Origin of the sequence: Bacillus cereus, assembly GCF_002561295.1 — a bacterium.
Classification (GTDB): domain Bacteria; phylum Bacillota; class Bacilli; order Bacillales; family Bacillaceae_G; genus Bacillus_A; species Bacillus_A cereus_S.
This window is the reverse complement of record NZ_NTUG01000007.1, coordinates 33,808-59,119: the sequence shown is the minus strand read 5'-3', so window position 1 is coordinate 59,119 and position 25,312 is coordinate 33,808. Positions and strand designations below refer to the sequence as shown.

The following is a 25,312-nucleotide window of genomic DNA, read 5'->3' as shown; positions in this document are numbered from 1 at the left end:
TTTGCCGCTCATTTGCGACTTCCTTATGTTAACATCTTCATTTTTCGATGTCAACTAAGTTTTTTAATTTCTTTTTTCGCTTTCTGTGTTTCTCGCATCAGCGACGGTTATTAATTTACCATATATCAAATCACATCGTCAATACTTTTTAATAAAAAATTCTTTTTCTTATATAACGTGTACACTCTTCCGCAGTTGCTACTCTTCTAAACAAACAAAAAAGGATTTTATATCGTTCTTCCATTGTTTTCTTTACAACATCATGTATTCGCTCATCTGCAAAATCAAATAGAAGCTCATCTAATTCTCTCTTCAATACATATTCTATTTCTTTTTGTTCTTCTTTTGTAATCATAATCCCAAACAAACGATCACCTCAACCATTACTCATATGTTTACATATCTACATAAAATACAAATTGCAAACCCGACATAAAGTGCAACTTTCATCAAGTGGGTTATTTTACGGGCAGTTCATCTCCTATCTACCCCCTCTTTACTTCCACCGAATTTTGATTCGGGAGTATGACCGCCTGCAAATAGCGGAATAAAACCTTTCTTTATTAGGCGGGTAAATCTGCATAGACATCGTCTACCCCACGCCAAATGAAAACACACATGCAGGTCACCTTGTGTTTTGCATAACAACGACTTATGTATTAAAAACCTAAAATGGCTACATATGTATACAAAATAACGTAATATATTCATCAACTCTAGGAACCAATGTATCACCAATGAAGTGAAACTTTAATCCGTTTCACTTTTCATCCCTCACTACTTATTAGAACTTTTAAGGACAAGCAATCCTCTACCTATTCCCCTCATTTTTTCTGTGAGTGGCCTTACTATCCATGAACGACGGAATAGCATTAAAAATCATCCTATAACATCCATTATATCCAATTCCTGCGATATTAATCGTTCAGTTCTCTTTTCAACTTTTTAAGCATATAAGTAACTGAAAAGGATTGGACAAAGGGGCGGGGTATTATGTTTTTCTTTTTTATAACGAGTAAACGTAAATTTAAGCACATTAGTTTAATTATTGTACTGTCCTTATTTACAGCATGGCTTCTCTTTTTAAAGACATATTCTTATCAGTCTGCTTTTTCAACTGCAACTGGTCCAAAAGTCATTTACAAGGGCGATACCGAAAAAAAACAAGTTGCTTTAACATTCGATATTAGTTGGGGAGATAAAAAAGCACTTCCAATTCTTGATACTTTAAAAGAAAGAGACATTAAAAATGCGACTTTCTTCCTTTCCGCAGCATGGGCTGAAAGACACCCAGATATTGTGAAACGGATTATGCAAGATGGCCACGAGATTGGCAGTATGGGATATAACTACACCTCCTATACTTCTTTGGAAGCAAACGAAATACGAAGGGATCTTTTACGTTCACAAGATGTATTTACAAAGCTCGGTATAAAACAAATCAAGCTCCTACGCCCTCCTAGTGGAGAATTCAATAAAACTGTTCTGAAAGTAGCAGATTCCCTTGGCTATACAGTTGTACACTGGAGTAACAATTCAAACGATTGGAAAAACCCTGGTGTAAATAAAATTGTATCCACCGTCGCTAACAATTTACGAGGGGGCGATATCGTTTTATTACACGCCTCTGATTCAGCACTTCAAACAAATAAGTCTTTACCACCGCTCCTGCAAAAACTAAAAGGTGATGGTTATGAACAAGTGTCTGTATCACAACTTATTTCTAACACAAGTGCAAAAAGTAATGACATAAAGTGAAACTTTCATTAGTAGTAGCTTAACCATACAAGCTCTTACCTATCTCCCTCGTTCTTCTGAACCTTAAGATAAATATACTCACTAATAACCGATAAAAAACCAAGCTATACGAAAAAGGGTGCAACACCTTTNNAAAGGTGTTGCACCCTTTTTACTTAAGTCTTCCTAACTAACGGACTTATTTCTTTGTTGTCCTATTAAGCGATGTAATATAAGTAGCTGATATGCGTTACATAAAAGAAGTGGGATAACCATTAAATATAACCAATCCGTATCATTAATCCGAAGCGCTGGTACCCATTCAAGAATCGTTACGACGACCATAAAGAATAAAGCAGGTACAAATGCTTTTCTATTCGTCTCCTTACTCTTTATATAAGCCACAATTACCCCAAATAAAAGCAATACTCCAGCCACAAGGATATTATTTCCAAATGAAACATTCCCATTCGCAACAAGTACTGATCTTAAATAAACAAAATCAAACAGGACAAATGCGATAAAAAAGAGTTGAACCGCGTTCCAAAGAGAAGATGATCGGAACATTCCTAGTCCAAAACGATGAACTGTTAAATAAGCAAAAAAGCCCATTTGGCTAATTACGCTAAATATAAATCCAACTCCAAGTAACCAAAAAGAAATCATTAAAACTTCTTTTCCGTCGAAATTTTGAAAAAATTTAGCGTACTTGTCCCACCCTAGAATAAAACCAATAAGGATTGTACTAATCCCTCCAAGCAGTAATGTCGTTAAAAATAGTCGTACCCATTTTCGGCTATTCACAACCCATCCCCCATTATTGATATATTTCTACTTAAATTGTATCAATGACAATTTCAAAAAGCTAGCCATGAACATGTATAAATTCCTCTAAGATATTTATATTAAAAAAGAGAACTGTGTTGAAAGGAGCTCCAGCTAATGAAACGGATGCTGCTCATTTTAGTTTCTTCCCTTCTTTTCACTATACTTACCGCATGTGCACAAGGAAAAGAAGCGAAAGCTGAATTAGATTACGATCAAACAAAAAAAATGATTATCGATATTTTAAAAACTGATCAAGGAAAGACAGCAATCCAAGATGTATTGACAGATGAGAAAATGAAACAAGCACTTATATTGGATGAAAACGTAGTCAAAAAAACAATTGAAGACGCAATGGTATCCGAAAAGGGACAGCAGCTTTGGGAAAAACTATTTAAGGACCCTGAGTTTTCAACAAAATTTGCTAAAGGTATCGAAAAAGAACAAACAGCCTTGATGAAGACGCTACTAAAAGACCCCGAATACCAAGCAGGCGTTATAGAAATTATGAAAAATCCCGAAGTAGAAAAAATAATGCTACAAACGATGAAAAGCAAAGAATACCGCCAATATTTACAACAAGTCTTAACAGAAACTGCCGAAAGCCCTCTCTTCCAGACTAAAATGATTGATATCATCAGTAAAGGTATTGAAAAAGCTGAAAAAAGTGGCGGATCTGAGAAGCAAGAAACAAAATAAAAACCTCTACACATAAGAATTTCCCCACCTCTACATATATAGGGCGGGGAAATCTCCTCATCGCAGAGGTTTATTTTTGTTTAACTGCCGTTCTGTCAATAACTTGCTCAGCTATCGTTCGGTAGATGATACCTGTTTTATGTGTATCCTCGTATACGGATGGTGCAAAATCCTCTTTATTCCAATCTGGTTGCTGAAGTGGTATTCTCCCTAATACATCTGTTTGTAATTCTTCAGCTAACTTATCTCCTCCACCTTTTCCAAACACATACTCTTTCTCACCAGTTGCTTTACTTTCGAAGTAAGCCATATTTTCGACAACCCCAAGAATACTATGTTCAGTCCGAAGTGCCATAGCACCTGCACGAGCTGCTACAAATGCCGCTGTTGGATGAGGCGTTGTTACAATAATTTCTTTACATGATGGTAGCATCGAATGCACATCTAAAGCTACATCCCCTGTACCTGGCGGTAAGTCTAAGACTAAATAATCTAAATCGCCCCATTCTACCTCTGTGAAAAAGTGATTTAACATTTTGCCAAGCATTGGCCCTCTCCAAATAACCGGAGCATTGTCTTCCACAAAGAAGCCCATTGAAATTACCTTTACCCCTAAACGCTCTACAGGAATAATTTTATCGCCTCTTACAATTGGACGTTTTTCGATTCCCATCATATCAGGCACACTAAAGCCATATATATCAGCGTCAATAATACCAACTTTCTTTCCTAAACGAGCTAATGAAATCGCGAGGTTTACAGAAACAGTGGATTTACCAACCCCACCTTTTCCACTTGCAACTGCTAAAAATGTTGTTTTAGAATTCGGTGATAATAAAGATTGATCTGCTTGCTCTTCCTTAGGCTGTGCAAACTGTGCTAGCTCGTCCTCTGTGAACTCAGCAAAACGCAAACCAACCGTTGCTGCTCCAAGTTCTTTCACAAGCTTCACAATTGCCGACTGCAATTGCATTTGTTCAGCAGTCCCTGTTTTTACAATTGCAATTTTAACACTAACATGTTCTTTCTCAGGCTTTATAGTTACCTCTTTAATTGCATTTGTTTCTTTTAATGTTTTATGTAGAAATGGATCAGCAATCCCTTCAAGCGTTTTTACGACTTGCTCTTTCGTTACCATAATCAGCCCAGCCCCCTGTATGAAAAGTAAAGTAATGTTAAATGAATTGGGTTTATATATTTTCATTTTAAAAATAAATGCGTTTTCATTTCCAGTATAACATATTTTCCGAAAACTTCGTTAACGAGAGGAATTCAAAAATCCTCCTTATTCAGGAGGATTGCCTTTTTCCGTAAAATAGCGTAATATTCCGCGATATATTGCAGCTGCCACCTTTTGCTGATACTTCTCTGAATTCAACATATATCTTTCATTCACATTCGATAAAAATCCAGCTTCAATTAAAGCACCCGGTGTTTTCGCATACTTAAGCAAATAAACGTGAGGGATAATTTTAGCCGAACGATTTGTGTTTTCTAAACTCGTCTGTAATTCGGCTTGGATAAACTTCGCAGCTCGTTCATTTTCAATCAAAGAACGATAGTAAAACGTTTGTGCCCCTTTTGATCCACTACTCGGCAAGGCATTTAAATGGATGCTCGCAAAAAAATCCACATCGGGTTTATTAATAATTTCTACTCGCTTTTTTAAATCCTCTGCTTTACGTCTACTATATGACTTTGTACTTTTATCAGCTAAATCATAATCTCCCTCTCGCGTTAAAATAACTAATGCACCTTGCTCCTGCAAATAATCTTGCACCATTTTTACAATTTCAAGCGTAATCTCTTTTTCCACTATGTCCTTACCGCCAACTGCTCCTCCATCTGGCCCACCATGTCCAGCATCTAATACAATCACTTTCCCCGATAAGGGTAAATTCCATGCCCGCCACGACTTTGTAATTTGAAATTCTTGTTTTACCAAGAAAAACAGTACAACTGCAGCGAGCATAAAAGAGATAATCCGAATTCTCTTCATACCTTTCCTCCTTCAGCTAGTCCCTCTAATTACTTATATGGGACAAGAGGAAAGTTTATGCTTTTCTTAGTGTAGCTTTAAACGATATCTTCTTTCACCCTTTTCAAATCCTTCACGCCACCATGAACTAATAAATTGCGCACAGGATTCATACAGCAACTCCTCATCTTTTAATTCTATCTCTCTTACGGCCATACTCGTTAAAAAGTGAAATAACGTTTCCGTTAATTGTTGCTCTTCTTCTAAAGCTCTATATTTTACATCAAAGAATGATTCCCCATAATAGCCAAATTTACTATACCTTGCTCCTAATAAATATGATTCAATTCCAAGTTCGATACAATAATCCTCATACTGCCTATGCAGCTCTTTCATATCGAATGCATCACGAATATTCGATCTCAGCGTTTTTAGTGATAATTCGCGAAGCATCTTCCGCTCATATTTTAACTGCTTTTCTTTTTGTTTTTCTTGTAAGCTAACAATGACATTCATAGTACTTGAACCTCCCTAATACGTATTAGTCTAAACTTCTAAAGATGAAGCATACGTAAGAAGGCGGCACTAAAATATTCCAAGATATAATTAAAAACTGATATAAGACCTTCCTTTTTAGGTAGAAGAGAGCATCCAGCCATGCATAGAAGCGGTCAGTTCCTTTTTCTGCCTCATGCCGTGCAAAAACAAAAAATATATAGCTAGATGCAGATCGCCTTTTTATTCTTCATAACAGCGGTTTACATAGTTCTCTTAATTAAGACATAATAAAAAACCCCAGCCAAATGGCTGGGGTTTGAAGTTCGCAAAAATTAACGTTTTGAGAACTGAGGTGCACGACGTGCGCCTTTAAGACCGTATTTTTTACGCTCTTTCATACGTGCGTCACGAGTTAATAGACCTGCACGTTTTAGTGTTAGACGGTATTCTGGATCAGCTTTTAATAAAGCGCGAGAAATACCGTGACGAATAGCACCAGCTTGACCAGTGTATCCACCACCATTTACGTTTACAAGTACATCGTAGTTACCTAAAGTTTCTGTTGCAACTAGAGGTTGTTTCACTACTTCACGTAATGCAGCAAATGGGATATAGTTTTCAAAATCACGACCGTTAATGATAACGCGTCCTTCGCCTGGAACTAGGCGTACGCGCGCTACTGAACTCTTACGACGTCCAGTGCCATAGTATTGAACCTGTGCCAAAGTAAGCCCTCCTTTAATTGATTATCCGCGAAGTTCGTAAACTTCTGGTTTTTGTGCTTGGTGTGGATGCTCTGCTCCAGCATACACGTTTAGTTTCTTAGAAACTTGACGGCCTAAGCGTCCTTTTGGAAGCATGCCTTTAATTGCAAGCTCTAACATTTGTACAGGGTAGTTTGTACGCATTTCTAGAGCTGTTCTTTGTTTAAGTCCACCTGGGTGGTTAGTGTGACGGTAGTAAATTTTATCGTTTAATTTATTACCTGTTAAATGAATTTTCTCAGCGTTAATAATAATTACATGATCACCCGTGTCAACGTGTGGTGTAAATGTAGGTTTGTTTTTACCACGTAAAATGGATGCTACTTCACTAGCAAGGCGACCTAAAGTTTGACCTTCAGCATCAACCACATACCATTTACGCTCAACTTCGTTAGCTTTTGCCATAAAAGTCGTACGCATGTGTTTCCCTCCTCGTTATCTTTTCCATAGAAAAAATCTATTGTTTATCTTAAACACGATTTCCTTCCGGGGCTAATCGTGGTTTTAGAAACAATACCATATGTTATGATATACTTTTGAGTTTCTAATGTCAAGCAAATGTTACACCAGGATTAGTTGTTATAGTTTACCTGCCATAAGTAAAGTCCATGACCTGGAGCCATCTTTCCAGCAAACTTGCGATTTTGTTTCGCTAAAATCTCTGGAATGCTATCGGCATCAAGCTTTCCTTGCCCTACGTCAAGTAACGTACCAACGATAATTCTGACCATATTATATAAAAATCCATTACCTACAAAACGAAAAATTAATTCATCATCTTGCTCAATTAACTCTATTTCATAAATTGTTCGCACTTTATCTTTTTTGTCAGTTTTTGCCGAACAAAAAGAAGTGAAATCATGCGTTCCAATTAAATAAGGAATCGCTTTTCTTATAGAGTTTATTTCAAGAGGGTATGGATATTGATATACATAATTTCTACGGAATACATCCGCAGTCTTTGATAATAACACACGATAACGATATTCTTTTTTCTCGACACCGTAACGTGCATGAAATTCTTCTGTTTTCTTCTCTACTTGCCTGATAACAATATCATCTGGCAACATTGTGTTTAAAGCATTACTCCATTGCCACTCTTCAAGAGTCAAAGGTGTATCAAAGTGTATCACTTGTCCTTTTGCATGAACAGTAGAATCTGTCCGCCCCGATGCTTGGACACGAACATTCTCTCCTTTATGCAATTTTTGCAGTGCCTTCTCTATCTCTTGTTGCACAGTACGATGCTGTGGTTGAATTTGATAACCACAAAAATTGATGCCATCATATGCAACTGTACATTTTATTCTTTCCATTTCTCTATTCTCCATTACGATCGCACCCATGCTAAAACACACGCTAGACAAAGTAAACTCACTATTGTTAACGTATCACTTGTTTTCCAGCGCAGTTGCCTAAATTTAGTACGTCCTTCACCGCTTTGATACCCACGTGCTTCCATTGCAATTGCTAAATCCTCAGCACGCTTAAAAGCACTAATAAAAAGAGGGACAAGTAAAGAAATAACTGCTTTCAGTCGATCCTTTATCGGTCCACCAGCAAAATCAATACCACGAGATGCTTGTGCTTTCATAATTTTACTCGTTTCATCCATTAAGGTTGGGATAAAACGAAGGGAAATAGACATCATTAATGCGATTTCATGTACAGGAACCTTTATACGCTTTAAAGGCTTTAATAACGTCTCCATACCATCGGTAATTTCAATTGGTGTTGTTGTTAACGTTAATAATGTCGTCATTAAAATAATGACAAAGAAGCGTATAGAAATATATATCCCTTGCTCTAATCCTTTTTCATGTATTGAAAACCAACCAAGCTGGAATAGTACATCCCCTTCTTTATTTGTAAAAATATGCAGAAAAAATGTAAAAAGAAAAATCCATAAGATTGGTTTTAAGCCCGAAAGTACATAACGAATCGGCACTTTTGCAAAAAATAAAGCAATGAGTGCATATAAAAATAAAAGTCCATATGAAATCGCATTATTTGCTAAAAAGACCACAAATACATATAAAAAGACAATCAACAGCTTCGTACGTGGATCAAGTTGATGAATGAGCGACCTACCTGGAATATATCTCCCAATAATCAACTGCTGCATGATTTATGACCACCTTTTCGTAACACCTGTACAACTTCATGAGTAAGATCTTCTAAAGATAAGGTAGCCTTTTGAATGGAAATACCAAACTTCTCTTCAATTGCACGTTTATACTTTAAAGACATTGGAAGATCGACACCGATTTGTTCTAATTCATCTGCATGTAAAAATACTTCCTCTGCTATTCCTTGCAAAAAGACCGTTCCTTTATGCATAACCACAATTTGATCTGCATACTTGGCAGCATCCTCCATATTATGAGTAACTAGAATTACTGTCAATCCCTGTTCCTTATGAAGCTTATAAAACATCTCCATAAGCTCTTGCTGTCCCTTAGGATCAAGCCCTGCTGTCGGTTCATCTAATACGAGAACTTCAGGTTCCATTGCAAGTACACCCGCTATTGCAACACGTCTCATCTGTCCACCACTTAACTCAAATGGAGAACGCGTTAATAGCTCTGGATCCAATCCTACAAGCTCAATTGCATCCCTTGCCTTTTGTCTTGCCTCTTCTTCCGATACCCCAAAATTTGAGGGCCCAAAACAAATATCTTTCTCAACGGTTTCTTCAAATAATTGATGCTCTGGAAATTGAAAGACAACCCCTACTTTTTTTCGTAGCGGCTTTAACTTCTTTTCTTTCTTTTGGGAGGAAATCAAATGTTCCCCTATTTGAACCGTACCATTTGTCGGCTGCAATAAACCATTTAAATGTTGAATCATCGTTGATTTGCCCGAACCAGTATGGCCGATAATGGCATAATATCCCCCACTTGGAAACGACACGTTTACATCATAAAGCGCGCGTCTTTCAAATGGAGTTTTATATTGATAACGATGCTCTACTGTTTGGAATGTAATCTCCAAAGTTCGTTCACCAAGCTTTCCATTGTAAGATGCGTATTTTGCAGTGGGATTTCATTTCTTTTTAATAATTCTGCTATTTTCACTGAGAATGGTACATCTAACCCAATTTCTCTAAGCATATGAGGAGACCCGAAGATTTGTCCTGGCGTACCTTCCCCTAATATTTCGCCTTGATTCAAAATAATAACGCGGTCTGATTGCGCAGCTTCTTCTAAATCATGTGTAATCGATAGCACAGTAATATTTTTTGTATTAACAAGCTTTCTAACTGTTTCAATTACTTCACGTCGCCCTTGAGGATCTAACATCGATGTTGCTTCATCCAATATTAAAATAGACGGTTGCAAAGCTAACACACCTGCAATCGCAACACGTTGCTTTTGTCCACCAGATAACGAATGAGGTTCCTCATTAAGAAACTCTTCCATTCGGACCATCTTAAGCGCTTGATTCAGCCGTTCTACCATCTGTTCCCGAGGCATCCCGATATTCTCAAGACCAAATACAACATCATCTTGTACTGTTGTCCCAACAAATTGATTATCTGGGTTTTGAAATACCATACCAATTTGCTTTCGAATATCCCATACCGTTTCCTCAGATAAAACCATTGTATTATTTACAATAATTGTTCCTGATTCCGGTAGAAACAAACCATTTAATAACTTTGCAAGTGTAGACTTTCCTGAACCATTCTGTCCGATTATAGAAACCCATTCCCCTTCATATAAAGAGAATGATATGTCTCTTAGTGCATAAGAAGTTGTCCCAGGATATTGAAAGGATATATTTTGCGTACGAAGTTTCTCTTTTTTCAATGCAAGGCACCCTCTCTCATTACTTCAGCAAGTTAGCCCGTTTTCTATATTTAAAAAAAAAGGGCCATGACCAGTTACTTGAAAAGAACTGTCCTGCCCTTTTAATTATCATTATACTAACTCGATAATTACCATTGGTGCTGCGTCTCCACGACGTGGACCAATTTTTGCAATACGAGTGTATCCGCCTTGACGCTCAGCATAGCGTGGAGCTACATCAGCGAATAATTTTTGAAGTGCATCTTGACCAGTCTCAGCGTTAGCAACTTCATTACGGATGAAAGATGCAGCTTGACGGCGAGCATGAAGATCTCCGCGTTTACCTAAAGTGATCATTTTTTCCACTACAGAACGAAGTTCTTTTGCACGAGTTTCTGTCGTTTGGATGCGCTCGTTGATAATTAAATCAGTAGCTAAGTCACGTAACATAGCTTTACGTTGCGCACTTGTACGGCCTAATTTTCTGTATGCCATTCGTAGTTCCCTCCTTTGTTGATGAGATTAAATCCTCAGTCGTCTTTACGTAAGCCTAAACCTAATTCCTCAAGCTTATGCTTAACTTCTTCTAAGGATTTACGTCCTAAGTTACGAACTTTCATCATATCTTCTTCTGTTTTGTTCGCAAGCTCTTGTACAGTATTAATTCCTGCACGTTTTAAGCAATTATAAGAACGAACAGAAAGATCCAGTTCTTCAATAGTCATTTCTAGAACTTTTTCTTTTTGATCTTCTTCCTTCTCGACCATAATCTCAGCATTTTGTGCTTCGTCAGTTAAACCAACGAAGATGTTTAAATGCTCAGTTAAGATTTTGGCACCTAAAGAGATAGCTTCTTTTGGCCCGATGCTTCCATCCGTCCATACATCAAGCGTAAGCTTATCATAATTTGCCACTTGTCCGACACGTGTCTTTTCCACTTGGTAAGTCACACGTGATACTGGAGTATAAATAGAATCAATAGGAATAACTCCTATTGGTTGATCTTCGCTTTTATTTGCATCAGCTGGCGTATACCCACGGCCACGCTTTGCAGTTAAACGCACGCGGAAATGCGCATCTTTTGCTAACGTCGCAATGTATAAATCTGGATTTAAGATTTCAACATCACTATCGTGAGTAATATCAGCAGCTGTGACAATACCTTCGCCCTGTACATCGATTTCCAACGTCTTCTCTTCTTCAGAGTAGATTTTAAGAGCTAACTTTTTCAAGTTTAAGATGATCGTTGTAACGTCTTCTACTACGCCCTCAACTGTTGAAAATTCGTGTAATACGCCATCGATTTGGATGGCAGTTACAGCGGCACCAGGGAGTGAGGATAAAAGAATACGACGTAAGGAGTTACCCAAAGTAGTACCATATCCACGCTCAAGCGGTTCAATCACGAATTTGCCATACTTAGCATCTTCGTTAAGTTCAACCGTTTCGATTTTCGGTTTTTCGATTTCAATCATTAACTAAACCCTCCTTCAAAACGTCGAAACCCCGGCTAAACAAAGGAAAAAACCTCTGTCTAACCGAAAGTCCCCCTTAGGCAGTTCCCGATTGTGCACAACAAGCGATGTTTCTGTACGAAATTTCTCGATAATGCATCATATCCATTATAGACAAAAGGGAAAATTCTATACAGAAAAATTAAACACGACGACGTTTTGGCGGACGACATCCATTATGAGGAACTGGAGTAACATCTCTGATTGCTGTTACTTCTAGACCTGCAGCTTGAAGAGCACGAATTGCAGCTTCACGACCAGCACCAGGACCTTTTACAGTAACCTCTAAAGTTTTTAAACCGTGCTCCATTGCAACTTTAGCAGCAGTTTCAGCAGCCATTTGCGCAGCGAATGGAGTAGATTTACGAGATCCACGGAAACCAAGTGCACCAGCACTAGACCAAGAAAGCGCGTTACCGTGAGTATCTGTAAGTGTTACGATTGTGTTGTTGAAAGTAGAACGAATATGAGCTACACCAGCTTCAATATTCTTTTTCACACGTTTTTTACGAGTGTTTGTTTTACGTGCCATTGTTAGTTCAACCTCCTTTACTTATTATTTCTTTTTATTTGCTACTGTACGACGTGGACCTTTACGTGTACGAGCATTGTTTTTAGAGTTTTGACCACGAACTGGTAAACCACGACGGTGACGAAGACCACGGTAAGAACCGATCTCCATTAGACGTTTAATGTTAAGAGATACTTCACGACGAAGGTCTCCCTCAACTTTAATACGATCGATGATATCACGGATACGTCCTAATTCGTCTTCCGTTAAATCACGAACTCGTGTTTCTTCAGAAACACCAGCTTCAGTAAGAATTTTTTCAGCAGTTGTGCGACCAATGCCGAATACGTAAGTTAAAGAAATAACAACGCGTTTGTCACGAGGAATATCTACACCTGCGATACGTGCCATTCCGAATGCACCTCCTTCTGATTAACCTTGTTTTTGTTTATGTTTAGGGTTTTCACAAATAACCATTACTTTTCCACGTCTACGAATAACTTTACATTTTTCGCAGATTGGTTTAACTGACGGTCTTACTTTCATGTCTCGAACCTCCTTAAAGATTACGGAGTGCTATATTATTTAAAACGGTACGTAATACGACCACGATTTAAATCGTACGGAGATAATTCTACCGTAACTTTGTCTCCTGGTAAAATACGAATGAAGTTCATACGGATTTTACCAGAAACGTGAGCCAATACGACATGCCCATTCTCTAATTCTACTTTGAACATAGCATTTGGCAACGTTTCAAGAACGGTACCTTCGACTTCAATTACATCATCTTTAGCCATTCAATAGTTCTCCCTTCTTCAGTAACATTTTACACTGCTCTGAAATCCCGGAGAGCCAGCTACTTATAAAGTGGTAAGGATTTCGTATCCTGCTTCTGTAAGAGCAATCGTGTGCTCGAAGTGGGCACACCATTTACCATCTACCGTTACCACTGTCCAGTCATCAGATAGTGTTTTTACATATCGTCTTCCCTGGTTCACCATCGGCTCAACACAGATGACCATTCCCGGCTTTAATCTAGGACCTTTATTTGGTGGACCATAGTGCGGGATTTGAGGGTCTTCATGTAAGTCTTGCCCGATTCCGTGACCAACATACTCCCTAACGATTGAGAATCCATTATCTTCAGCATACGTTTGAACCGCATGTGAGATATTCGATAATCTTTCGCCTGGTTTTATTTGTTCTAGACCAAGATACAACGATTTTTCTGTGACATCAAGTAGCTTTTGAACAGATTCAGAAATGTTTCCTACTGGATACGTCCATGCAGAATCTCCATGGTACCCATTGTATTTCGCACCAATATCGATACTGATGATATCGCCCTCTTGGAGCTTGCGCTTTCCTGGAATCCCATGTACAAGCTCTTCATTTACAGAAGCACAGATGCTTCCCGGAAATCCGTTGTATCCTTTAAAAGATGGCGTAGCACCATATTTTCGAATCGTCTTTTCCGCTATTTGATCGAGCTCTTTCGTTGTAATTCCTGGCGCAATATGCTTTTTCAACTCTTGATGAGTTAAAGCAACGATCCTGCCAGCTTCTCGCATGATTTCTATCTCGCGAGGAGTTTTGCAAATGATCATTACGCTAAGCCTCCGATGAGAACATCGATATCAACAAATACTTTATTGATATCTTGCTCACCATTAATGCTTTGTAAGTAACCAAGCTCTTCATAGAAATCAAGCAAAGGTTTTGTTTGCTTAATATTTACATCTAAACGATTCGCTACAGTTTCTTCATTGTCATCAGAGCGTTGATATAATTCGCCACCACATTTATCGCACACATCAGCTTTTGCTGGCGGATTGAATTCTAAGTGGTAAGTCGCACCGCACTCTTTACAAATGCGACGGCCTGTAAGACGTTTTAATAGCAATCCTGAATCCACATTAATGTTTAAAACATAGTCGATTTTTTTGCCAAGATCTTTCATTATCTCTTCAAGAGCAGATGCTTGTGCAACAGTTCGTGGGAAACCGTCTAGTAAGAAGCCTTTAATACAGTCTTCTTGACTTAAACGCTCACGAACGATTCCGATTGTAACTTCATCTGGTACAAGGGCACCTTTATCAATAAAAGATTTTGCTTGTAAACCAAGTTCAGTTTCAGCCTTCATAGCTGCACGGAACATATCTCCTGTTGAGATGTGAGGGATGTTATACTTGGCAACAATCTGTTCGGCTTGTGTACCTTTACCAGCACCAGGAAGCCCCATTAAAATTAAGTTCATCCTTGTTCCCCCTCAGTACATGAGCATGTAGGGAAGATGATTCTTCCCACTTACTCACTGCTTGATAAACCCTTTGTAATGGCGTTTTACCAGTTGGCTTTCTAGCTGCTTCATTGTTTCTAAAGCAACGCCGACAACGATTAACATACTCGTTCCACCAATCTGTGCAGATGGAGGAAGATTTCCCAATTTCGTAAAGATAACTGGTAGAATTGCAATCGCTGCTAGGAAAATGGATCCTACAAAGGTCAAACGATACAAGATTTTTGTTAGATATTGTTCTGTATTCTTACCCGGACGAATACCTGGAACATATCCACCTTGCTTGTTGAGATTCTCTGACATTTGCTCTGGATTAACCTGAACAAATGCATAGAAATATGTGAAGGCTACAATGAGCGCAACATATATAATCATTCCCACTGGGTGAGAATAGTTAAAGTTTGCAATAATCCACTGCGATACATCATATTTCGGGAAGAACTGTGCAATAGTTGGAGGCGTAATTAAGAATGAAACAGCAAAAATGACTGGAATAACACCCGCACTATTTACCTTAAGCGGTAAATGTGTGTTTTGTGCTCCAGCATGATTCCCATTCCCTCCTGTTACACGCTTCGCATATTGAATTGGGATCTTTCTAACAGCTTGTTGAATGAAAATAACACCAACAACAACTGCTAGCACAGCTAGTAAAATCAATACAACTTTAACGATACTCATGAACAGTTCGTCTCCGACATTTTGAAACTGTTGTTGATACACTTGAGATATTACACTTGGGATCGCTGCAGCAATACCAGCAAAGATAAGAATGGAAATACCATTACCTACACCTTTAGCTGTAATCTGTTCACCTAACCACATTAAAAATGCAGTACCAGCAGTCAGTACCGTAGCAATGTATAAATAAGTGCTCCAACCTGGATTCAAAATTAACTGCCCACCTACCATACTGTTAAAACCGATTGACATACCAAACCCCTGAATAAACGCAAGAACAATTGTAAAGTAACGCGTGAATTGTGTTAATTTACGACGGCCCATTTCGCCTTGCTTCGACCATTCCGAAAATTTAGGAACAACATCCATCTGCAATAATTGCACGATGATGGATGCTGTAATATACGGCATGATTCCCATCGCGAAGATGGAGAAGTTTTTCAAAGCGCCACCGCCAAATGTATTTAGGATACCTAAGGCATTTAATTGATCTTGTGCTTTCAGTACGTCTCCATTTGTAAATGGCACTGGGATAAACGTGCCAATCCTGAATACGATTAACATCGCTAAAGTGAATAATATTTTACGTCTTATCTCAGCAACGCGCATAAAGTTGGAGATTGTACGAAACATTAGATCACCTCAACTGATCCGCCAGCTGCTTCAATTGCTTCTTTAGCACTTGAAGAGAACTTGTGCGCTTTAACAGTTAACTTTTTCTCTACTGCTCCGCTTGCAAGAACTTTAACACCGTCGTTTAATTTACTGATAACGCCAGTTTCCAGCAATAATTCAGGTGTTACTTCTGTACCATCTTCAAAACGATTTAACGTTGATAAGTTTACAATAGTAAACTCTTTACGGTTAATGTTTGTGAAGCCGCGTTTTGGTAAACGACGGAATAATGGAGTTTGACCACCTTCGAAGCCAAGACGAACACCGCCGCCAGAACGTGCGTTTTGTCCTTTATGACCTTTACCAGCAGTTTTACCGTTACCAGAACCGATACCACGACCGACACGGTTACGTACTTTACGAGAACCTTCTGCAGGTTTTAATTCATGAAGTTTCATTCCCAGGCACCTCCTTATATTAATGAGTTATCCTTAAGCTTCTTTTACAGTTACAAGGTGAGAAACTTTGTTGATCATACCAAGAATAGCAGGAGTTTCTTCCTTAACTACAGTTGAATTCAACTTTTTAAGACCTAAAGCTTCTACCGTCGCACGTTGATCCTGTGGACGACCAATTACACTACGAGTGAGGGTAATTTCTAACTTTTTCGCCATTTGTTTTCCCTCCTTAACCTAGTAGCTCTTCTACAGATTTACCGCGTAATTTTGCAACATCTTCAGCGCGCTTAAGTTCGCTTAATCCGTTCACAGTAGCGCGAATCATGTTGATTGGTGTGTTAGAACCAAGAGATTTCGAAAGAATATCTTGTACACCAGCTAATTCAAGTACCGCACGAACAGGTCCACCAGCAATAACACCAGTACCTTCAGCAGCAGGTTTTAAGAATACTTCACCAGCTCCAAAGTGACCGTTGATTGTGTGTGGAATTGTTGTACCAACTAATGGCACTGCGATTAAGTTCTTCTTAGCGTCTTCGATAGCTTTGCGGATTGCGTCTGGTACCTCTTGTGCTTTACCAGTACCGAATCCAACATGACCGTTTTTATCGCCAACTACAACTAGTGCAGCAAAGCGGAAACGACGACCACCCTTAACAACTTTCGCGACACGATTTATCGTAACTACACGTTCTTCAAGTTCTAATTTACTTGGGTCAATGCGATGCATCAATTTTCCCTCCTTTGACCATTAAAATTGTAATCCAGCCTCACGAGCAGCTTCAGCTAGAGCTTTAACACGGCCATGGTATAAGTAACCACCGCGATCAAATACTACTTCTTTAACGCCTTTCTCTACAGCACGCTTAGCAACTGATTCTCCAACTTTCGTAGCAGCTTCAGTATTGCTAGTACCGTTAAGAGCAAGGTCTTTATCAAGAGTAGATGCACTTACTAACGTTACACCATTCACATCATCAATAACTTGAGCGTAAATATGTTGGTTAGAACGGAACACGTTTAAACGTGGACGTTCTGCAGTACCAGTAAGTTTAGCACGTACACGCGCATGTCTTTTCTTACGAGTCGCATTTTTATCAGCTTTAGTGATCATTCTTGTCACTCCTTTCTCTCACCTAACGGGTTTACTTAGCAGTTTTACCTTCTTTACGACGAACAACTTCGCCTTCGTAACGAATACCTTTACCTTTATATGGCTCAGGAGCACGTACAGCACGGATGTTAGCAGCGAATTCGCCAACACGTTGCTTGTCGATACCTTTAATTACGATTTTAGTTGGTGCAGGTACTTCAACTTCAAGACCTGCTTCCGGAGTCATTTCTACTGGATGAGAATAACCTACGCTTAATACAAGTTTATCACCTTGTTTTTGGGCACGGTAACCAACACCGACTAATTCAAGTCCGCGTGCGAAACCTGCAGTTACACCTTCAACCATGTTTCCGATTAAAGCACGAGTTGTACCGTGTAATGCACGGTGTTCCTTCTGTTCAGATGGACGCTCAACTGTTAATGTATTCTCTTCAATTTTGATAAGCATATCAGCATTGAAAGTACGAGTTAATTCACCTTTAGGGCCTTTTACTGTTACAGTATTGTCTTCTGCAACTGTAATAGTAACACCTGCAGGGATTTCAAGAATCTTTTTACCAATACGAGACATGTGGTCACACCTCCGTTCGTTTTAAATATATATTACCAAACGTATGCTACTACTTCTCCACCAGTTTGTAATTGACGAGCGTCTTTGTCTGTCATTACTCCCTTAGATGTAGAAACAAGAGCGATACCTAATCCGTTAAGTACACGTGGTACTTCATCAGCTTTAGCGTAAACGCGTAAGCCAGGTTTACTGATACGTTTTAATCCAGTGATTACACGTTCATTGTTTGCACCATATTTCAGGAAAATACGAAGGATACCTTGTTTGTTATCCTCGATGTATTCTACATCACGAATGAAACCTTCACGTTTTAAAAGTTCAGCGATCTCTTTTTTGATTTTAGAAGCAGGAACCTCTAATTTCTCATGACGTACCATGTTCGCATTACGGATGCGAGTAAGCATGTCTGCAATTGGATCTGTCATCACCATGTGTTTTACCTCCTTCCCATTTGTGGGTTTTACCAACTAGCTTTTTTAACACCAGGAATTTGACCTTTATATGCAAGTTCACGGAAACAAATACGGCAAAGTTTAAATTTGCGGTATACAGAATGCGGACGACCGCAGCGCTCGCAACGTGTATACTCTTGTACTTTAAACTTAGGAGTACGCTTTTGTTTCGCTATCATAGATTTTTTAGCCACGTTTTCGCCTCCTCTACTTAGCGTTGGCTTCCATTATTTTTGGAATGGCATACCGAATTGTGTTAAAAGTTCACGAGCTTCTTCATCAGTTTTCGCTGTAGTAACGATTACGATGTCCATACCGCGGACTTTGCTTACTTTATCATAATCAATCTCAGGGAAGATAAGTTGCTCTTTAACACCTAATGTATAGTTTCCACGACCATCGAATGATTTCTTAGAAACACCACGGAAATCACGTACACGTGGTAAAGAAACTGATACTAATTTGTCGAAGAACTCATACATTTGCTCGCCGCGTAAAGTTACTTTCGCACCGATTGGCATACCTTCACGAAGACGGAAACCAGCGATTGATTTTTTAGCACGAGTTACAACAGGTTTTTGACCTGCGATTTGTGTTAATTCTTCTACTGCATTGTCTAAAGCTTTTGAGTTAGATACCGCGTCACCAACACCAGTGTTGATTACGATCTTTTCGATTTTCGGTACTTCCATCACAGATTTATAGTTAAACTTGCTCACTAGAGCAGGAGTAATTTCCTTTTGGAACTTCTCTTTAAGGCGATTCAATGAAGTGACCTCCTTTCTTAAGAAAATTATTTATCTAATAATTCACCAGATTTTTTTGCAATACGAACTTTTTTACCATCTTCTACTTTGAAGCCTACACGAGTAGGTTCACCTGTTTTCGGATCTAAAATCATAACGTTAGAAACGTGAATAGGTGCTTCTTTAGTAATAATTCCACCTTGTGGATTTAATTGAGATGGCTTAGAGTGCTTCTTAACGATATTGACACCCTCAACGATAACACGGTTTTGCTTTGGGAAAGCCACAAGGATAACGCCTTGTTTTCCTTTGTCTTTACCAGTGATTACCTGTACTTTATCACCTTTTTTTACATGCATCTTAATTCTGCACCTCCTTAGCAAGGCAATACCTTAAATTATAGAACTTCTGGAGCTAAAGAAACGATCTTCATGAAGTTGCTATCACGTAATTCACGAGCTACTGGTCCGAAGATACGAGTACCACGTGGGCTCTTATCGTCTTTAATGATAACCGCTGCGTTTTCATCAAAGCTGATGTAAGAACCATCCGGACGACGAGCTCCGCTCTTCGTACGTACTACTACTGCCTTAACAACGTCACCTTTTTTAACAACGCCACCTGGTGTTGCTTGTTTTACCGTAGCAACGATAATATCACCAATGTTAGCATATTTACGACCAGAGCCGCCTAATACTTTAATTGTTAAAAGTTCACGTGCACCAGAGTTGTCAGCAACTTTCAAACGAGATTCTTGTTGGATCATGTTATGAAACCTCCCTTCGGACTAAAAATTCCGATTCGTCTATTTAGATAATAACCGCTTCTTCAACGATTTCAACTAAACGGAAACGCTTAGTAGCAGAAAGCGGGCGAGTTTCCATGATTTTTACGATATCGCCAGTTTTTGCTTGGTTTTGCTCATCATGGGCTTTGTACTTTTTAGAGTACTTAACGCGTTTTCCGTACAAGGAATGAGTTTTGTAAGTTTCAACTAAAACTGTAATCGTTTTGTCCATTTTATCAGACACAACACGACCAGTATAAACTTTGCGTTGGTTACGTTCGCTCACTATGCAAACCTCCCCTCAATTTATCGATTAATTCCGATCTCTCTTTCACGAACTACAGTTTTCATACGAGCAATTGCTTTACGCACTTCACGGATGCGAGTTGGATTCTCTAATTGTCCTGTAGCAAGTTGGAAGCGAAGATTGAACAACTCTTCCTTTAAAGCTTTAACTTTTGTTTCGATTTCGGCAGTGGTTAATTCACGAATATCATTAGTTTTCATTAGATTCACCACCATTTTCTTCACGTTTTACGAATTTACATTTCACAGGTAACTTGTGAGCAGCAAGACGTAATGCTTCGCGTGCTACCTCTTCAGATACACCCGCGATTTCAAACATAACTTTCCCAGGTTTTACTACTGCTACCCAGCCTTCTGGTGCCCCTTTACCGGAACCCATACGTACTTCTAGAGGTTTTGCAGTGTAAGGTTTAGAAGGGAAAATTTTAATCCAAACTTTACCGCCACGTTTCATGTAACGAGTCATTGCACGACGAGCTGCTTCGATTTGACGGTTAGTGATCCATGAAGCTGCTTGAGCTTGAAGACCGAATTCACCAAATGCTACTTCAGCGCCACCTTTTGCACGACCACGCATTTTACCACGATGCTCTCTACGATATTTTACGCGTTTTGGCATTAACATATTATTTTCCTCCTTCCTCAGAAGCTTTCTTTTTTGTAGGAAGGACTTCTCCACGGTAGATCCATACTTTTACGCCTAATTTACCGTATGTTGTATCAGCTTCAACTGCTGCATAGTCAATATCAGCGCGAAGTGTATGAAGTGGAACAGTTCCTTCACTGTAAGATTCTGCACGAGCGATATCAGCTCCGCCAAGACGACCAGAAACCTGTGTTTTAATACCTTTAGCACCTGCACGCATAGCACGTTGAATAACTTGCTTTTGTGCACGACGGAATGATACACGGTTTTCTAATTGACGAGCGATGTTTTCGCCTACTAATTTAGCGTTAAGATCAGCTCTCTTAACTTCTAAAATGTTGATGTGTACACGCTTGCCTGTTAATTGGTTAAGAGCTTTACGAAGTGCTTCAACTTCAGTACCACCTTTACCAATTACCATACCAGGTTTTGCAGTGTGAATTGTAACATTTACACGATTTGCTGCACGTTCGATTTCTACTTTAGCAACAGCAGAATCTTTTAAGCGTACAGTAATGTACTCACGGATTTTGATGTCTTCATGTAATAATGTAGCGTAATCTTTCTCAGCGAACCAACGAGATTCCCAGTCACGGATAACGCCGACACGAAGACCAATTGGATTAACCTTTTGACCCATCGATTATCCCTCCTTCTTTTCTGATACCACAACTGTGATGTGGCTTGTGCGTTTGTTAATTTGGCTTGCACGACCCATTGCACGTGGACGGAAACGTTTCAACGTTGGACCTTCGTCAACGAAAACTTTTTCTACAACTAGGTTGTTAATGTCCATTTCATAATTGTGCTCTGCATTTGCGATTGCAGATTTTAAAACTTTTTCTACAACTGGAGAAGCAGTTTTTGGTGTGTGGTTAAGGATAGCAATCGCTTCACCCACTTGCTTACCTCGGATTAAGTCTACTACTAAACGAACTTTACGAGGAGCAATACGAACTGTTCTCGCTACTGCTTTAGCTTGCATTGAAGTGCCTCCTCTCATTATCTTCTAGTTTTCTTATCGTCAGCAAGGTGACCTTTGTACGTACGAGTTGGTGCGAATTCACCCAACTTATGGCCAACCATATCCTCAGTGATGTACACAGGTACGTGTTTACGACCATCATATACAGCGATTGTGTGCCCGATGAACTGAGGGAAGATTGTTGAACGGCGAGACCAAGTTTTAACAACTTGTTTTTGCTCAGATGCAACTAATTTTTCCATTTTGTTCATTAAGTGATCATCGACAAATGGTCCTTTTTTTAAGCTACGAGCCATTTTGGTGCCTCCCTTCGCGATTGGCGTACGGTTCTAGAGATGAACCGTACTACAATCCCATTATTTTTTACGACGACGAACGATAAATTTATCAGACGCTTTGTTTTTCTTACGAGTCTTGAATCCAAGAGTTGGTTTACCCCATGGAGACATTGGAGACTTACGTCCGATTGGAGAACGTCCTTCACCACCACCGTGTGGGTGATCAACCGGGTTCATTACAGAACCACGAACTGTTGGGCGTTTACCTAACCAGCGAGAGCGACCTGCTTTACCGATTTTGATAAGTTCGTGTTGCTCGTTACCAACTTGACCTACTGTAGCACGACAAGCAGATAATACTAAACGTACTTCACCAGAAGTTAGACGTACAAGTACGTATTTTCCTTCTTTACCAAGTACTTGAGCAGATGTACCAGCAGAACGAACTAATTGTCCGCCACGACCAGGCTTAAGCTCGATGTTATGAACAACAGTACCTACTGGAATGTTGATTAGTGGTAATGCGTTACCGACTTTAATGTCAGCTTCAGGGCCTGACATAACTTCCATACCTACTTCTAAAGTTTTAGGAGCAAGAATGTAACGTTTTTCACCGTCAACGTAGTTAATTAATGCGATATTCGCAGAGCGGTTTGGATCGTATTCGATCGTAGCAACGCGTCCTGGAATTCCATCTTTGTTACGCTTAAAGTCGATGATACGGTATTGACGCTTATGTCCGCCACCTTGATGACGTACAGTAATTTTACCTTGGTTATTACGACCAGCCTTTTTGCTTAAAGGAGCAAGTAAAGACTTTTCCGGTCTGTCAGTCGTGATTTCAGCGAAATCATTCGTAGTCATGTTACGACGACCGTTAGTAGTTGGATTATACTTTTTAATTCCCATCTCAATTTCCCTCCTTCTTTAGTAAGAATTAAACACCTTGGAAGATTTCGATTTCTTTGCTGTCAGCAGTTAGCTTAACGATTGCTTTACGACGACGGCTAGTAAAACCAGCGTGACGACCAACGCGTTTTGCTTTCGGCTTGTAGTTCATGATGTTTACTTTGTCTACATTAACACCAAAGATCGCTTCTACAGCGTCTTTAACTTCTGTTTTATTAGATTTAACGTCCACATCGAACGTGTATTTTTTTTCAGCCATCATTTCCATAGAACGTTCAGTGATAACTGGGCGCTTAATGATATCACGAGGATCTCTCATTATGCAAGCACCTCCTCTACTTTTTCCACTGCCGCTTTTGTCATGATTAGCTTATCATGATGAAGCACATCTAGCACGTTTACGCCATCAGCAGTGATTACTGTTACTCCAGGGATATTGCGAGCAGATAACTCTACAGATTCGTTTGCATCAGCAGTTACGATAAGAGCTTTCTTCTCAACAGGTAATCCTTTAAGTACTGCTACCATGTCTTTTGTTTTTGGTGCATTTAACACTAGGTCTTCAAGAACTACAATGTTGTTCTCAACTACTTTAGTAGCTAATGCAGATTTGATTGCTAAACGACGAACTTTCTTAGGAAGTTTGTACGCATAGCTTCTTGGTGTAGGTCCGAATACCGTACCACCACCACGCCATTGAGGAGAGCGGATAGAACCTTGACGAGCACGTCCAGTTCCTTTTTGACGCCATGGTTTACGACCACCACCGCGAACTTCAGAGCGAGTTTTTACTTTGTGTGTACCTTGACGTAAAGATGCACGTTGCATCATTACAGCTTCGAAAAGTACAGCTTCATTTGGTTCGATACCGAAAATAGCTTCAGCTAATTCGATTTCACCAACCTGTGAACCAGTTTGGTTATATACAGTAACTTTTGGCATTGGAATTCCTCCTTCCTATTGTGAATTATTTGCTAACCTTCACAGCGCCTTGAACAACTACAAGAGATTTCTTAGCACCTGGAACGTTACCTTTTACTAGTAATAAGTTGCGCTCAGTGTCAACTTGAACGATTTCTAAGTTTTGGATAGTAACTTGGTCTCCACCCATACGTCCAGCAAGTTTTTTGCCTTTGAATACACGGTTCGGAGCAACTGGGCCCATTGAACCTGGACGACGGTGATAGCGAGAACCATGAGACATAGGTCCGCGAGATTGTCCGTGGCGTTTAATTACACCTTGGAAACCTTTACCTTTAGAAATTCCTGTTACGTCAACGATTTCACCTGCAGCGAAAACTTCGACTTTTACCTCTTGACCAACCTCTAATCCGTCCACGTCTGCATCGCGGATTTCGCGAATGAAGCGCTTAGGAGTTGTAGATGCTTTAGCAGTGTGGCCTTGTTCAGGTTTGTTAGTTAACTTTTCACGTTTATCTTCGAATCCTAACTGAATTGCGTTGTAGCCATCAGTTTCTGTTGTTTTCTTTTGAAGAACAACGTTTGGATTAGCAGCGATTACCGTTACTGGGATTAGCTCACCATTTTCAGCAAATACTTGAGTCATACCGATCTTTCTTCCTAAGATTCCTTTGGTCATGAGTTACACCTCCTACATTTTTTAAGTTATATGAATTATAGTTTGATTTCGATATCTACACCAGATGGTAAATCTAAACGCATTAATGAATCTACTGTTTGCGGAGTAGGACTCACGATGTCGATTAGACGTTTGTGCGTGCGCATTTCGAATTGCTCACGAGAATCTTTGTACTTATGAACAGCACGAAGAATTGTGTAAACAGTCTTTTCAGTTGGTAATGGGATCGGACCAGAAACTGTTGCCCCAGAACGCTTAGCTGTTTCTACAATTTTCTCAGCTGACTGATCAAGAATACGGTGATCGTAAGCTTTTAAACGGATACGAATTTTTTCTTTTGCCATTATTTTCCCTCCTTCGTTCGCCTATTTCTAAAATAGACCTTCTCCATGGAAATTTCCCCACACCATGCCATGGCAAAGCGGCCGGGTGTGTCAGCAACCTTCCACTTCATCGCAGTCAAAGACCAACATTGTCTATTATACAATGTTATTCGTCTAGATGCAAGCATCTTTTTGTTTGCATCTGCTTTTCTCTACTTTTGC

43 protein-coding genes are annotated in these 25,312 nt (G+C 39.4%); 2 read left to right on the top strand and 41 right to left on the bottom strand.

What is annotated here, in order from left to right; all coding sequences use genetic code 11:
* Positions 1-148 precede the first annotated feature (148 nt).
* Complete coding sequence (locus tag CN373_RS06755) at positions 149-367, bottom strand: hypothetical protein (RefSeq protein WP_000467065.1); 219 nt, start codon at positions 365-367, stop codon at positions 149-151.
* Between the two features lie 626 nt (positions 368-993).
* Between CN373_RS06755 and pdaB the strand changes: the two genes are divergently transcribed.
* Entirely contained in the window at positions 994-1,758 is a 765-nt protein-coding gene (pdaB, locus tag CN373_RS06750) for a polysaccharide deacetylase family sporulation protein PdaB (protein ID WP_000464701.1), read from the top strand.
* A 165-nt stretch (positions 1,759-1,923) separates the two neighbouring features.
* Here the strand turns inward: pdaB and CN373_RS06745 are convergent, their stop codons facing one another.
* Positions 1,924-2,541, bottom strand: coding sequence for a KinB-signaling pathway activation protein (locus CN373_RS06745; protein WP_001088538.1), 618 nt, complete (start codon positions 2,539-2,541; stop codon positions 1,924-1,926).
* Between the two features lie 138 nt (positions 2,542-2,679).
* Here CN373_RS06745 and gerD point away from each other — a divergent pair, with 138 nt between their 5' ends.
* On the top strand, positions 2,680-3,261 hold the full coding sequence (gene gerD, locus CN373_RS06740) for a spore germination lipoprotein GerD (RefSeq protein ID WP_098358977.1): 582 nt from the start codon (positions 2,680-2,682) through the stop codon (positions 3,259-3,261).
* A gap of 70 nt (positions 3,262-3,331) precedes the next feature.
* On the opposite strand, the gene CN373_RS06735 is transcribed toward gerD, so the two are convergent.
* The 39 genes from CN373_RS06735 to rpsJ form a co-directional block, all read right to left on the bottom strand.
* Positions 3,332-4,399 carry an Mrp/NBP35 family ATP-binding protein gene (locus tag CN373_RS06735; RefSeq protein WP_098358976.1) on the bottom strand — a complete coding sequence of 356 codons (1,068 nt, stop codon included), beginning with the start codon at positions 4,397-4,399 and terminating at the stop codon, positions 3,332-3,334.
* Positions 4,400-4,546: 147 nt separating this feature from the next.
* On the bottom strand, positions 4,547-5,260 hold the full coding sequence (gene cwlD, locus CN373_RS06730) for an N-acetylmuramoyl-L-alanine amidase CwlD (protein ID WP_098358975.1): 714 nt from the start codon (positions 5,258-5,260) through the stop codon (positions 4,547-4,549).
* Between the two features lie 66 nt (positions 5,261-5,326).
* Complete coding sequence (locus CN373_RS06725) at positions 5,327-5,755, bottom strand: DUF2521 family protein (RefSeq protein WP_001101002.1); 429 nt, start codon at positions 5,753-5,755, stop codon at positions 5,327-5,329.
* Between the two features lie 314 nt (positions 5,756-6,069).
* A complete protein-coding gene (gene rpsI / locus CN373_RS06720; protein ID WP_000079986.1) occupies positions 6,070-6,462 on the bottom strand; it encodes a 30S ribosomal protein S9 in 393 nt (130 codons plus the stop codon).
* 21 nt (positions 6,463-6,483) lie between these two features.
* Complete coding sequence (gene rplM, locus CN373_RS06715) at positions 6,484-6,921, bottom strand: 50S ribosomal protein L13 (RefSeq protein WP_001260793.1); 438 nt, start codon at positions 6,919-6,921, stop codon at positions 6,484-6,486.
* Positions 6,922-7,073: 152 nt separating this feature from the next.
* Positions 7,074-7,817 (bottom strand): tRNA pseudouridine(38-40) synthase TruA, encoded by a 744-nt coding sequence (gene truA / locus CN373_RS06710; RefSeq protein ID WP_033664595.1) that lies wholly within the window; start codon positions 7,815-7,817, stop codon positions 7,074-7,076.
* 14 nt (positions 7,818-7,831) lie between these two features.
* The gene (locus CN373_RS06705; protein ID WP_001186538.1) at positions 7,832-8,626 is read right to left on the bottom strand and encodes an energy-coupling factor transporter transmembrane component T family protein; all 795 of its coding nucleotides are present in this window, start codon (positions 8,624-8,626) and stop codon (positions 7,832-7,834) included.
* Positions 8,614-9,495, bottom strand: a complete 882-nt coding sequence (locus CN373_RS06700) for an energy-coupling factor ABC transporter ATP-binding protein (protein ID WP_000406543.1) — start codon at positions 9,493-9,495, stop codon at positions 8,614-8,616. Before CN373_RS06700 ends, CN373_RS06705 begins: the two co-directional genes overlap by 13 nt.
* On the bottom strand, positions 9,471-10,313 hold the full coding sequence (locus tag CN373_RS06695; protein WP_000711789.1) for an energy-coupling factor ABC transporter ATP-binding protein: 843 nt from the start codon (positions 10,311-10,313) through the stop codon (positions 9,471-9,473). Before CN373_RS06695 ends, CN373_RS06700 begins: the two co-directional genes overlap by 25 nt.
* A gap of 111 nt (positions 10,314-10,424) precedes the next feature.
* On the bottom strand, positions 10,425-10,787 hold the full coding sequence (gene rplQ / locus CN373_RS06690; protein ID WP_000331491.1) for a 50S ribosomal protein L17: 363 nt from the start codon (positions 10,785-10,787) through the stop codon (positions 10,425-10,427).
* Between the two features lie 35 nt (positions 10,788-10,822).
* Positions 10,823-11,767 (bottom strand): DNA-directed RNA polymerase subunit alpha, encoded by a 945-nt coding sequence (locus CN373_RS06685; protein ID WP_000569645.1) that lies wholly within the window; start codon positions 11,765-11,767, stop codon positions 10,823-10,825.
* A 181-nt stretch (positions 11,768-11,948) separates the two neighbouring features.
* Complete coding sequence (gene rpsK / locus CN373_RS06680) at positions 11,949-12,338, bottom strand: 30S ribosomal protein S11 (RefSeq protein WP_000101801.1); 390 nt, start codon at positions 12,336-12,338, stop codon at positions 11,949-11,951.
* Between the two features lie 24 nt (positions 12,339-12,362).
* On the bottom strand, positions 12,363-12,728 hold the full coding sequence (rpsM, locus tag CN373_RS06675) for a 30S ribosomal protein S13 (RefSeq protein WP_000090794.1): 366 nt from the start codon (positions 12,726-12,728) through the stop codon (positions 12,363-12,365).
* Between the two features lie 21 nt (positions 12,729-12,749).
* Complete coding sequence (gene rpmJ / locus CN373_RS06670; protein WP_000868344.1) at positions 12,750-12,863, bottom strand: 50S ribosomal protein L36; 114 nt, start codon at positions 12,861-12,863, stop codon at positions 12,750-12,752.
* 35 nt (positions 12,864-12,898) lie between these two features.
* Positions 12,899-13,117, bottom strand: coding sequence for a translation initiation factor IF-1 (gene infA, locus CN373_RS06665; protein WP_001029884.1), 219 nt, complete (start codon positions 13,115-13,117; stop codon positions 12,899-12,901).
* 63 nt (positions 13,118-13,180) lie between these two features.
* Positions 13,181-13,927, bottom strand: coding sequence for a type I methionyl aminopeptidase (gene map, locus CN373_RS06660; protein ID WP_000582533.1), 747 nt, complete (start codon positions 13,925-13,927; stop codon positions 13,181-13,183).
* Entirely contained in the window at positions 13,927-14,577 is a 651-nt protein-coding gene (locus CN373_RS06655; protein ID WP_001048987.1) for an adenylate kinase, read from the bottom strand. The genes map and CN373_RS06655 overlap by 1 nt, the downstream gene beginning before the upstream one ends.
* Positions 14,578-14,631: 54 nt before the next feature.
* Entirely contained in the window at positions 14,632-15,933 is a 1,302-nt protein-coding gene (gene secY / locus CN373_RS06650) for a preprotein translocase subunit SecY (RefSeq protein ID WP_000490123.1), read from the bottom strand.
* Positions 15,933-16,373: a 50S ribosomal protein L15 gene (rplO, locus tag CN373_RS06645; protein ID WP_000766084.1), complete on the bottom strand. Its 441-nt coding sequence runs from the start codon at positions 16,371-16,373 to the stop codon at positions 15,933-15,935. The genes secY and rplO overlap by 1 nt, the downstream gene beginning before the upstream one ends.
* A gap of 33 nt (positions 16,374-16,406) precedes the next feature.
* Positions 16,407-16,589: a 50S ribosomal protein L30 gene (gene rpmD, locus CN373_RS06640; protein WP_001085234.1), complete on the bottom strand. Its 183-nt coding sequence runs from the start codon at positions 16,587-16,589 to the stop codon at positions 16,407-16,409.
* A 13-nt stretch (positions 16,590-16,602) separates the two neighbouring features.
* The gene (gene rpsE / locus CN373_RS06635; RefSeq protein WP_000554646.1) at positions 16,603-17,103 is read right to left on the bottom strand and encodes a 30S ribosomal protein S5; all 501 of its coding nucleotides are present in this window, start codon (positions 17,101-17,103) and stop codon (positions 16,603-16,605) included.
* Between the two features lie 21 nt (positions 17,104-17,124).
* A complete protein-coding gene (gene rplR / locus CN373_RS06630; protein ID WP_000628818.1) occupies positions 17,125-17,487 on the bottom strand; it encodes a 50S ribosomal protein L18 in 363 nt (120 codons plus the stop codon).
* Positions 17,488-17,518: 31 nt separating this feature from the next.
* Positions 17,519-18,058: a 50S ribosomal protein L6 gene (gene rplF, locus CN373_RS06625; protein ID WP_000086556.1), complete on the bottom strand. Its 540-nt coding sequence runs from the start codon at positions 18,056-18,058 to the stop codon at positions 17,519-17,521.
* A gap of 32 nt (positions 18,059-18,090) precedes the next feature.
* Positions 18,091-18,489, bottom strand: coding sequence for a 30S ribosomal protein S8 (gene rpsH / locus CN373_RS06620; protein ID WP_000245511.1), 399 nt, complete (start codon positions 18,487-18,489; stop codon positions 18,091-18,093).
* Positions 18,490-18,518: 29 nt separating this feature from the next.
* A complete protein-coding gene (gene rpsN / locus CN373_RS06615; RefSeq protein ID WP_001085700.1) occupies positions 18,519-18,704 on the bottom strand; it encodes a 30S ribosomal protein S14 in 186 nt (61 codons plus the stop codon).
* Positions 18,705-18,737: 33 nt separating this feature from the next.
* Positions 18,738-19,277 carry a 50S ribosomal protein L5 gene (rplE, locus tag CN373_RS06610; RefSeq protein WP_001080829.1) on the bottom strand — a complete coding sequence of 180 codons (540 nt, stop codon included), beginning with the start codon at positions 19,275-19,277 and terminating at the stop codon, positions 18,738-18,740.
* A gap of 26 nt (positions 19,278-19,303) precedes the next feature.
* A complete protein-coding gene (rplX, locus tag CN373_RS06605) occupies positions 19,304-19,615 on the bottom strand; it encodes a 50S ribosomal protein L24 (protein WP_000558200.1) in 312 nt (103 codons plus the stop codon).
* A gap of 38 nt (positions 19,616-19,653) precedes the next feature.
* On the bottom strand, positions 19,654-20,022 hold the full coding sequence (gene rplN, locus CN373_RS06600) for a 50S ribosomal protein L14 (RefSeq protein ID WP_000615914.1): 369 nt from the start codon (positions 20,020-20,022) through the stop codon (positions 19,654-19,656).
* A 43-nt stretch (positions 20,023-20,065) separates the two neighbouring features.
* Positions 20,066-20,329 carry a 30S ribosomal protein S17 gene (rpsQ, locus tag CN373_RS06595; protein WP_000004107.1) on the bottom strand — a complete coding sequence of 88 codons (264 nt, stop codon included), beginning with the start codon at positions 20,327-20,329 and terminating at the stop codon, positions 20,066-20,068.
* 20 nt (positions 20,330-20,349) lie between these two features.
* Positions 20,350-20,550, bottom strand: a complete 201-nt coding sequence (rpmC, locus tag CN373_RS06590) for a 50S ribosomal protein L29 (protein WP_000855718.1) — start codon at positions 20,548-20,550, stop codon at positions 20,350-20,352.
* The gene (rplP, locus tag CN373_RS06585; RefSeq protein ID WP_000928968.1) at positions 20,540-20,974 is read right to left on the bottom strand and encodes a 50S ribosomal protein L16; all 435 of its coding nucleotides are present in this window, start codon (positions 20,972-20,974) and stop codon (positions 20,540-20,542) included. Before rplP ends, rpmC begins: the two co-directional genes overlap by 11 nt.
* A gap of 1 nt (position 20,975) precedes the next feature.
* On the bottom strand, positions 20,976-21,635 hold the full coding sequence (gene rpsC / locus CN373_RS06580) for a 30S ribosomal protein S3 (protein ID WP_000529958.1): 660 nt from the start codon (positions 21,633-21,635) through the stop codon (positions 20,976-20,978).
* 3 nt (positions 21,636-21,638) lie between these two features.
* Positions 21,639-21,980 carry a 50S ribosomal protein L22 gene (gene rplV / locus CN373_RS06575; protein ID WP_001148024.1) on the bottom strand — a complete coding sequence of 114 codons (342 nt, stop codon included), beginning with the start codon at positions 21,978-21,980 and terminating at the stop codon, positions 21,639-21,641.
* Between the two features lie 17 nt (positions 21,981-21,997).
* A complete protein-coding gene (gene rpsS, locus CN373_RS06570) occupies positions 21,998-22,276 on the bottom strand; it encodes a 30S ribosomal protein S19 (protein WP_000124452.1) in 279 nt (92 codons plus the stop codon).
* A 60-nt stretch (positions 22,277-22,336) separates the two neighbouring features.
* Complete coding sequence (rplB, locus tag CN373_RS06565; protein ID WP_000511586.1) at positions 22,337-23,167, bottom strand: 50S ribosomal protein L2; 831 nt, start codon at positions 23,165-23,167, stop codon at positions 22,337-22,339.
* 28 nt (positions 23,168-23,195) lie between these two features.
* Positions 23,196-23,486 carry a 50S ribosomal protein L23 gene (gene rplW / locus CN373_RS06560; protein ID WP_001205559.1) on the bottom strand — a complete coding sequence of 97 codons (291 nt, stop codon included), beginning with the start codon at positions 23,484-23,486 and terminating at the stop codon, positions 23,196-23,198.
* Positions 23,486-24,109 (bottom strand): 50S ribosomal protein L4, encoded by a 624-nt coding sequence (rplD, locus tag CN373_RS06555; protein ID WP_001127259.1) that lies wholly within the window; start codon positions 24,107-24,109, stop codon positions 23,486-23,488. The genes rplW and rplD overlap by 1 nt, the downstream gene beginning before the upstream one ends.
* 25 nt (positions 24,110-24,134) lie before the next feature.
* A complete protein-coding gene (gene rplC / locus CN373_RS06550; protein ID WP_000160209.1) occupies positions 24,135-24,767 on the bottom strand; it encodes a 50S ribosomal protein L3 in 633 nt (210 codons plus the stop codon).
* A gap of 35 nt (positions 24,768-24,802) precedes the next feature.
* Positions 24,803-25,111: a 30S ribosomal protein S10 gene (rpsJ, locus tag CN373_RS06545; RefSeq protein ID WP_001040596.1), complete on the bottom strand. Its 309-nt coding sequence runs from the start codon at positions 25,109-25,111 to the stop codon at positions 24,803-24,805.
* Between the last annotated feature and the right edge of the window lie 201 nt (positions 25,112-25,312).

Excerpts from the sequence above, each read along its gene's own strand:
- rplQ (WP_000331491.1), bottom strand. The coding sequence starts at position 10,787 with ATGGCATACAGAAAATTAGGCCGTACAAGTGCGCAACGTAAAGCTATG.
- map (WP_000582533.1), bottom strand. The coding sequence starts at position 13,927 with ATGATCATTTGCAAAACTCCTCGCGAGATAGAAATCATGCGAGAAGCT.
- CN373_RS06705 (WP_001186538.1), bottom strand. The coding sequence starts at position 8,626 with ATGCAGCAGTTGATTATTGGGAGATATATTCCAGGTAGGTCGCTCATT.
- truA (WP_033664595.1), bottom strand. The coding sequence starts at position 7,817 with ATGGAAAGAATAAAATGTACAGTTGCATATGATGGCATCAATTTTTGT.
- rpsM (WP_000090794.1), bottom strand. The coding sequence starts at position 12,728 with ATGGCACGTATCGCAGGTGTAGATATTCCTCGTGACAAACGCGTTGTT.
- rplR (WP_000628818.1), bottom strand. The coding sequence starts at position 17,487 with ATGATCACTAAAGCTGATAAAAATGCGACTCGTAAGAAAAGACATGCG.
- cwlD (WP_098358975.1), bottom strand. The coding sequence starts at position 5,260 with ATGAAGAGAATTCGGATTATCTCTTTTATGCTCGCTGCAGTTGTACTG.
- CN373_RS06735 (WP_098358976.1), bottom strand. The coding sequence starts at position 4,399 with ATGGTAACGAAAGAGCAAGTCGTAAAAACGCTTGAAGGGATTGCTGAT.
- rplW (WP_001205559.1), bottom strand. The coding sequence starts at position 23,486 with ATGAGAGATCCTCGTGATATCATTAAGCGCCCAGTTATCACTGAACGT.
- CN373_RS06655 (WP_001048987.1), bottom strand. The coding sequence starts at position 14,577 with ATGAACTTAATTTTAATGGGGCTTCCTGGTGCTGGTAAAGGTACACAA.
- rplD (WP_001127259.1), bottom strand. The coding sequence starts at position 24,109 with ATGCCAAAAGTTACTGTATATAACCAAACTGGTTCACAGGTTGGTGAA.
- rpsS (WP_000124452.1), bottom strand. The coding sequence starts at position 22,276 with ATGGCTCGTAGCTTAAAAAAAGGACCATTTGTCGATGATCACTTAATG.
- infA (WP_001029884.1), bottom strand. The coding sequence starts at position 13,117 with ATGGCTAAAGATGATGTAATTGAAGTCGAAGGTACCGTTCTTGAAACG.
- CN373_RS06685 (WP_000569645.1), bottom strand. The coding sequence starts at position 11,767 with ATGATTGAAATCGAAAAACCGAAAATCGAAACGGTTGAACTTAACGAA.
- rplN (WP_000615914.1), bottom strand. The coding sequence starts at position 20,022 with ATGATCCAACAAGAATCTCGTTTGAAAGTTGCTGACAACTCTGGTGCA.
- rplM (WP_001260793.1), bottom strand. The coding sequence starts at position 6,921 with ATGCGTACGACTTTTATGGCAAAAGCTAACGAAGTTGAGCGTAAATGG.
- gerD (WP_098358977.1), top strand. The coding sequence starts at position 2,680 with ATGAAACGGATGCTGCTCATTTTAGTTTCTTCCCTTCTTTTCACTATA.
- rplB (WP_000511586.1), bottom strand. The coding sequence starts at position 23,167 with ATGGGAATTAAAAAGTATAATCCAACTACTAACGGTCGTCGTAACATG.
- pdaB (WP_000464701.1), top strand. The coding sequence starts at position 994 with ATGTTTTTCTTTTTTATAACGAGTAAACGTAAATTTAAGCACATTAGT.
- rpsH (WP_000245511.1), bottom strand. The coding sequence starts at position 18,489 with ATGGTGATGACAGATCCAATTGCAGACATGCTTACTCGCATCCGTAAT.
- rplX (WP_000558200.1), bottom strand. The coding sequence starts at position 19,615 with ATGCATGTAAAAAAAGGTGATAAAGTACAGGTAATCACTGGTAAAGAC.
- rplV (WP_001148024.1), bottom strand. The coding sequence starts at position 21,980 with ATGCAAGCTAAAGCAGTAGCGAGAACAGTTCGTATTGCTCCTCGTAAA.
- rplP (WP_000928968.1), bottom strand. The coding sequence starts at position 20,974 with ATGTTAATGCCAAAACGCGTAAAATATCGTAGAGAGCATCGTGGTAAA.
- rplC (WP_000160209.1), bottom strand. The coding sequence starts at position 24,767 with ATGACCAAAGGAATCTTAGGAAGAAAGATCGGTATGACTCAAGTATTT.
- rpmD (WP_001085234.1), bottom strand. The coding sequence starts at position 16,589 with ATGGCGAAAAAGTTAGAAATTACCCTCACTCGTAGTGTAATTGGTCGT.
- CN373_RS06725 (WP_001101002.1), bottom strand. The coding sequence starts at position 5,755 with ATGAATGTCATTGTTAGCTTACAAGAAAAACAAAAAGAAAAGCAGTTA.
- rpsC (WP_000529958.1), bottom strand. The coding sequence starts at position 21,635 with ATGGGTCAAAAGGTTAATCCAATTGGTCTTCGTGTCGGCGTTATCCGT.
- rpsK (WP_000101801.1), bottom strand. The coding sequence starts at position 12,338 with ATGGCACGTAAAACAAACACTCGTAAAAAACGTGTGAAAAAGAATATT.
- secY (WP_000490123.1), bottom strand. The coding sequence starts at position 15,933 with ATGTTTCGTACAATCTCCAACTTTATGCGCGTTGCTGAGATAAGACGT.
- rpmJ (WP_000868344.1), bottom strand. The coding sequence starts at position 12,863 with ATGAAAGTAAGACCGTCAGTTAAACCAATCTGCGAAAAATGTAAAGTT.
- rpsE (WP_000554646.1), bottom strand. The coding sequence starts at position 17,103 with ATGCATCGCATTGACCCAAGTAAATTAGAACTTGAAGAACGTGTAGTT.
- rplO (WP_000766084.1), bottom strand. The coding sequence starts at position 16,373 with ATGAAACTTCATGAATTAAAACCTGCAGAAGGTTCTCGTAAAGTACGT.
- rplF (WP_000086556.1), bottom strand. The coding sequence starts at position 18,058 with ATGTCTCGTATTGGTAAAAAGATTCTTGAAATCCCTGCAGGTGTTACT.
- rpmC (WP_000855718.1), bottom strand. The coding sequence starts at position 20,550 with ATGAAAACTAATGATATTCGTGAATTAACCACTGCCGAAATCGAAACA.
- rpsJ (WP_001040596.1), bottom strand. The coding sequence starts at position 25,111 with ATGGCAAAAGAAAAAATTCGTATCCGTTTAAAAGCTTACGATCACCGT.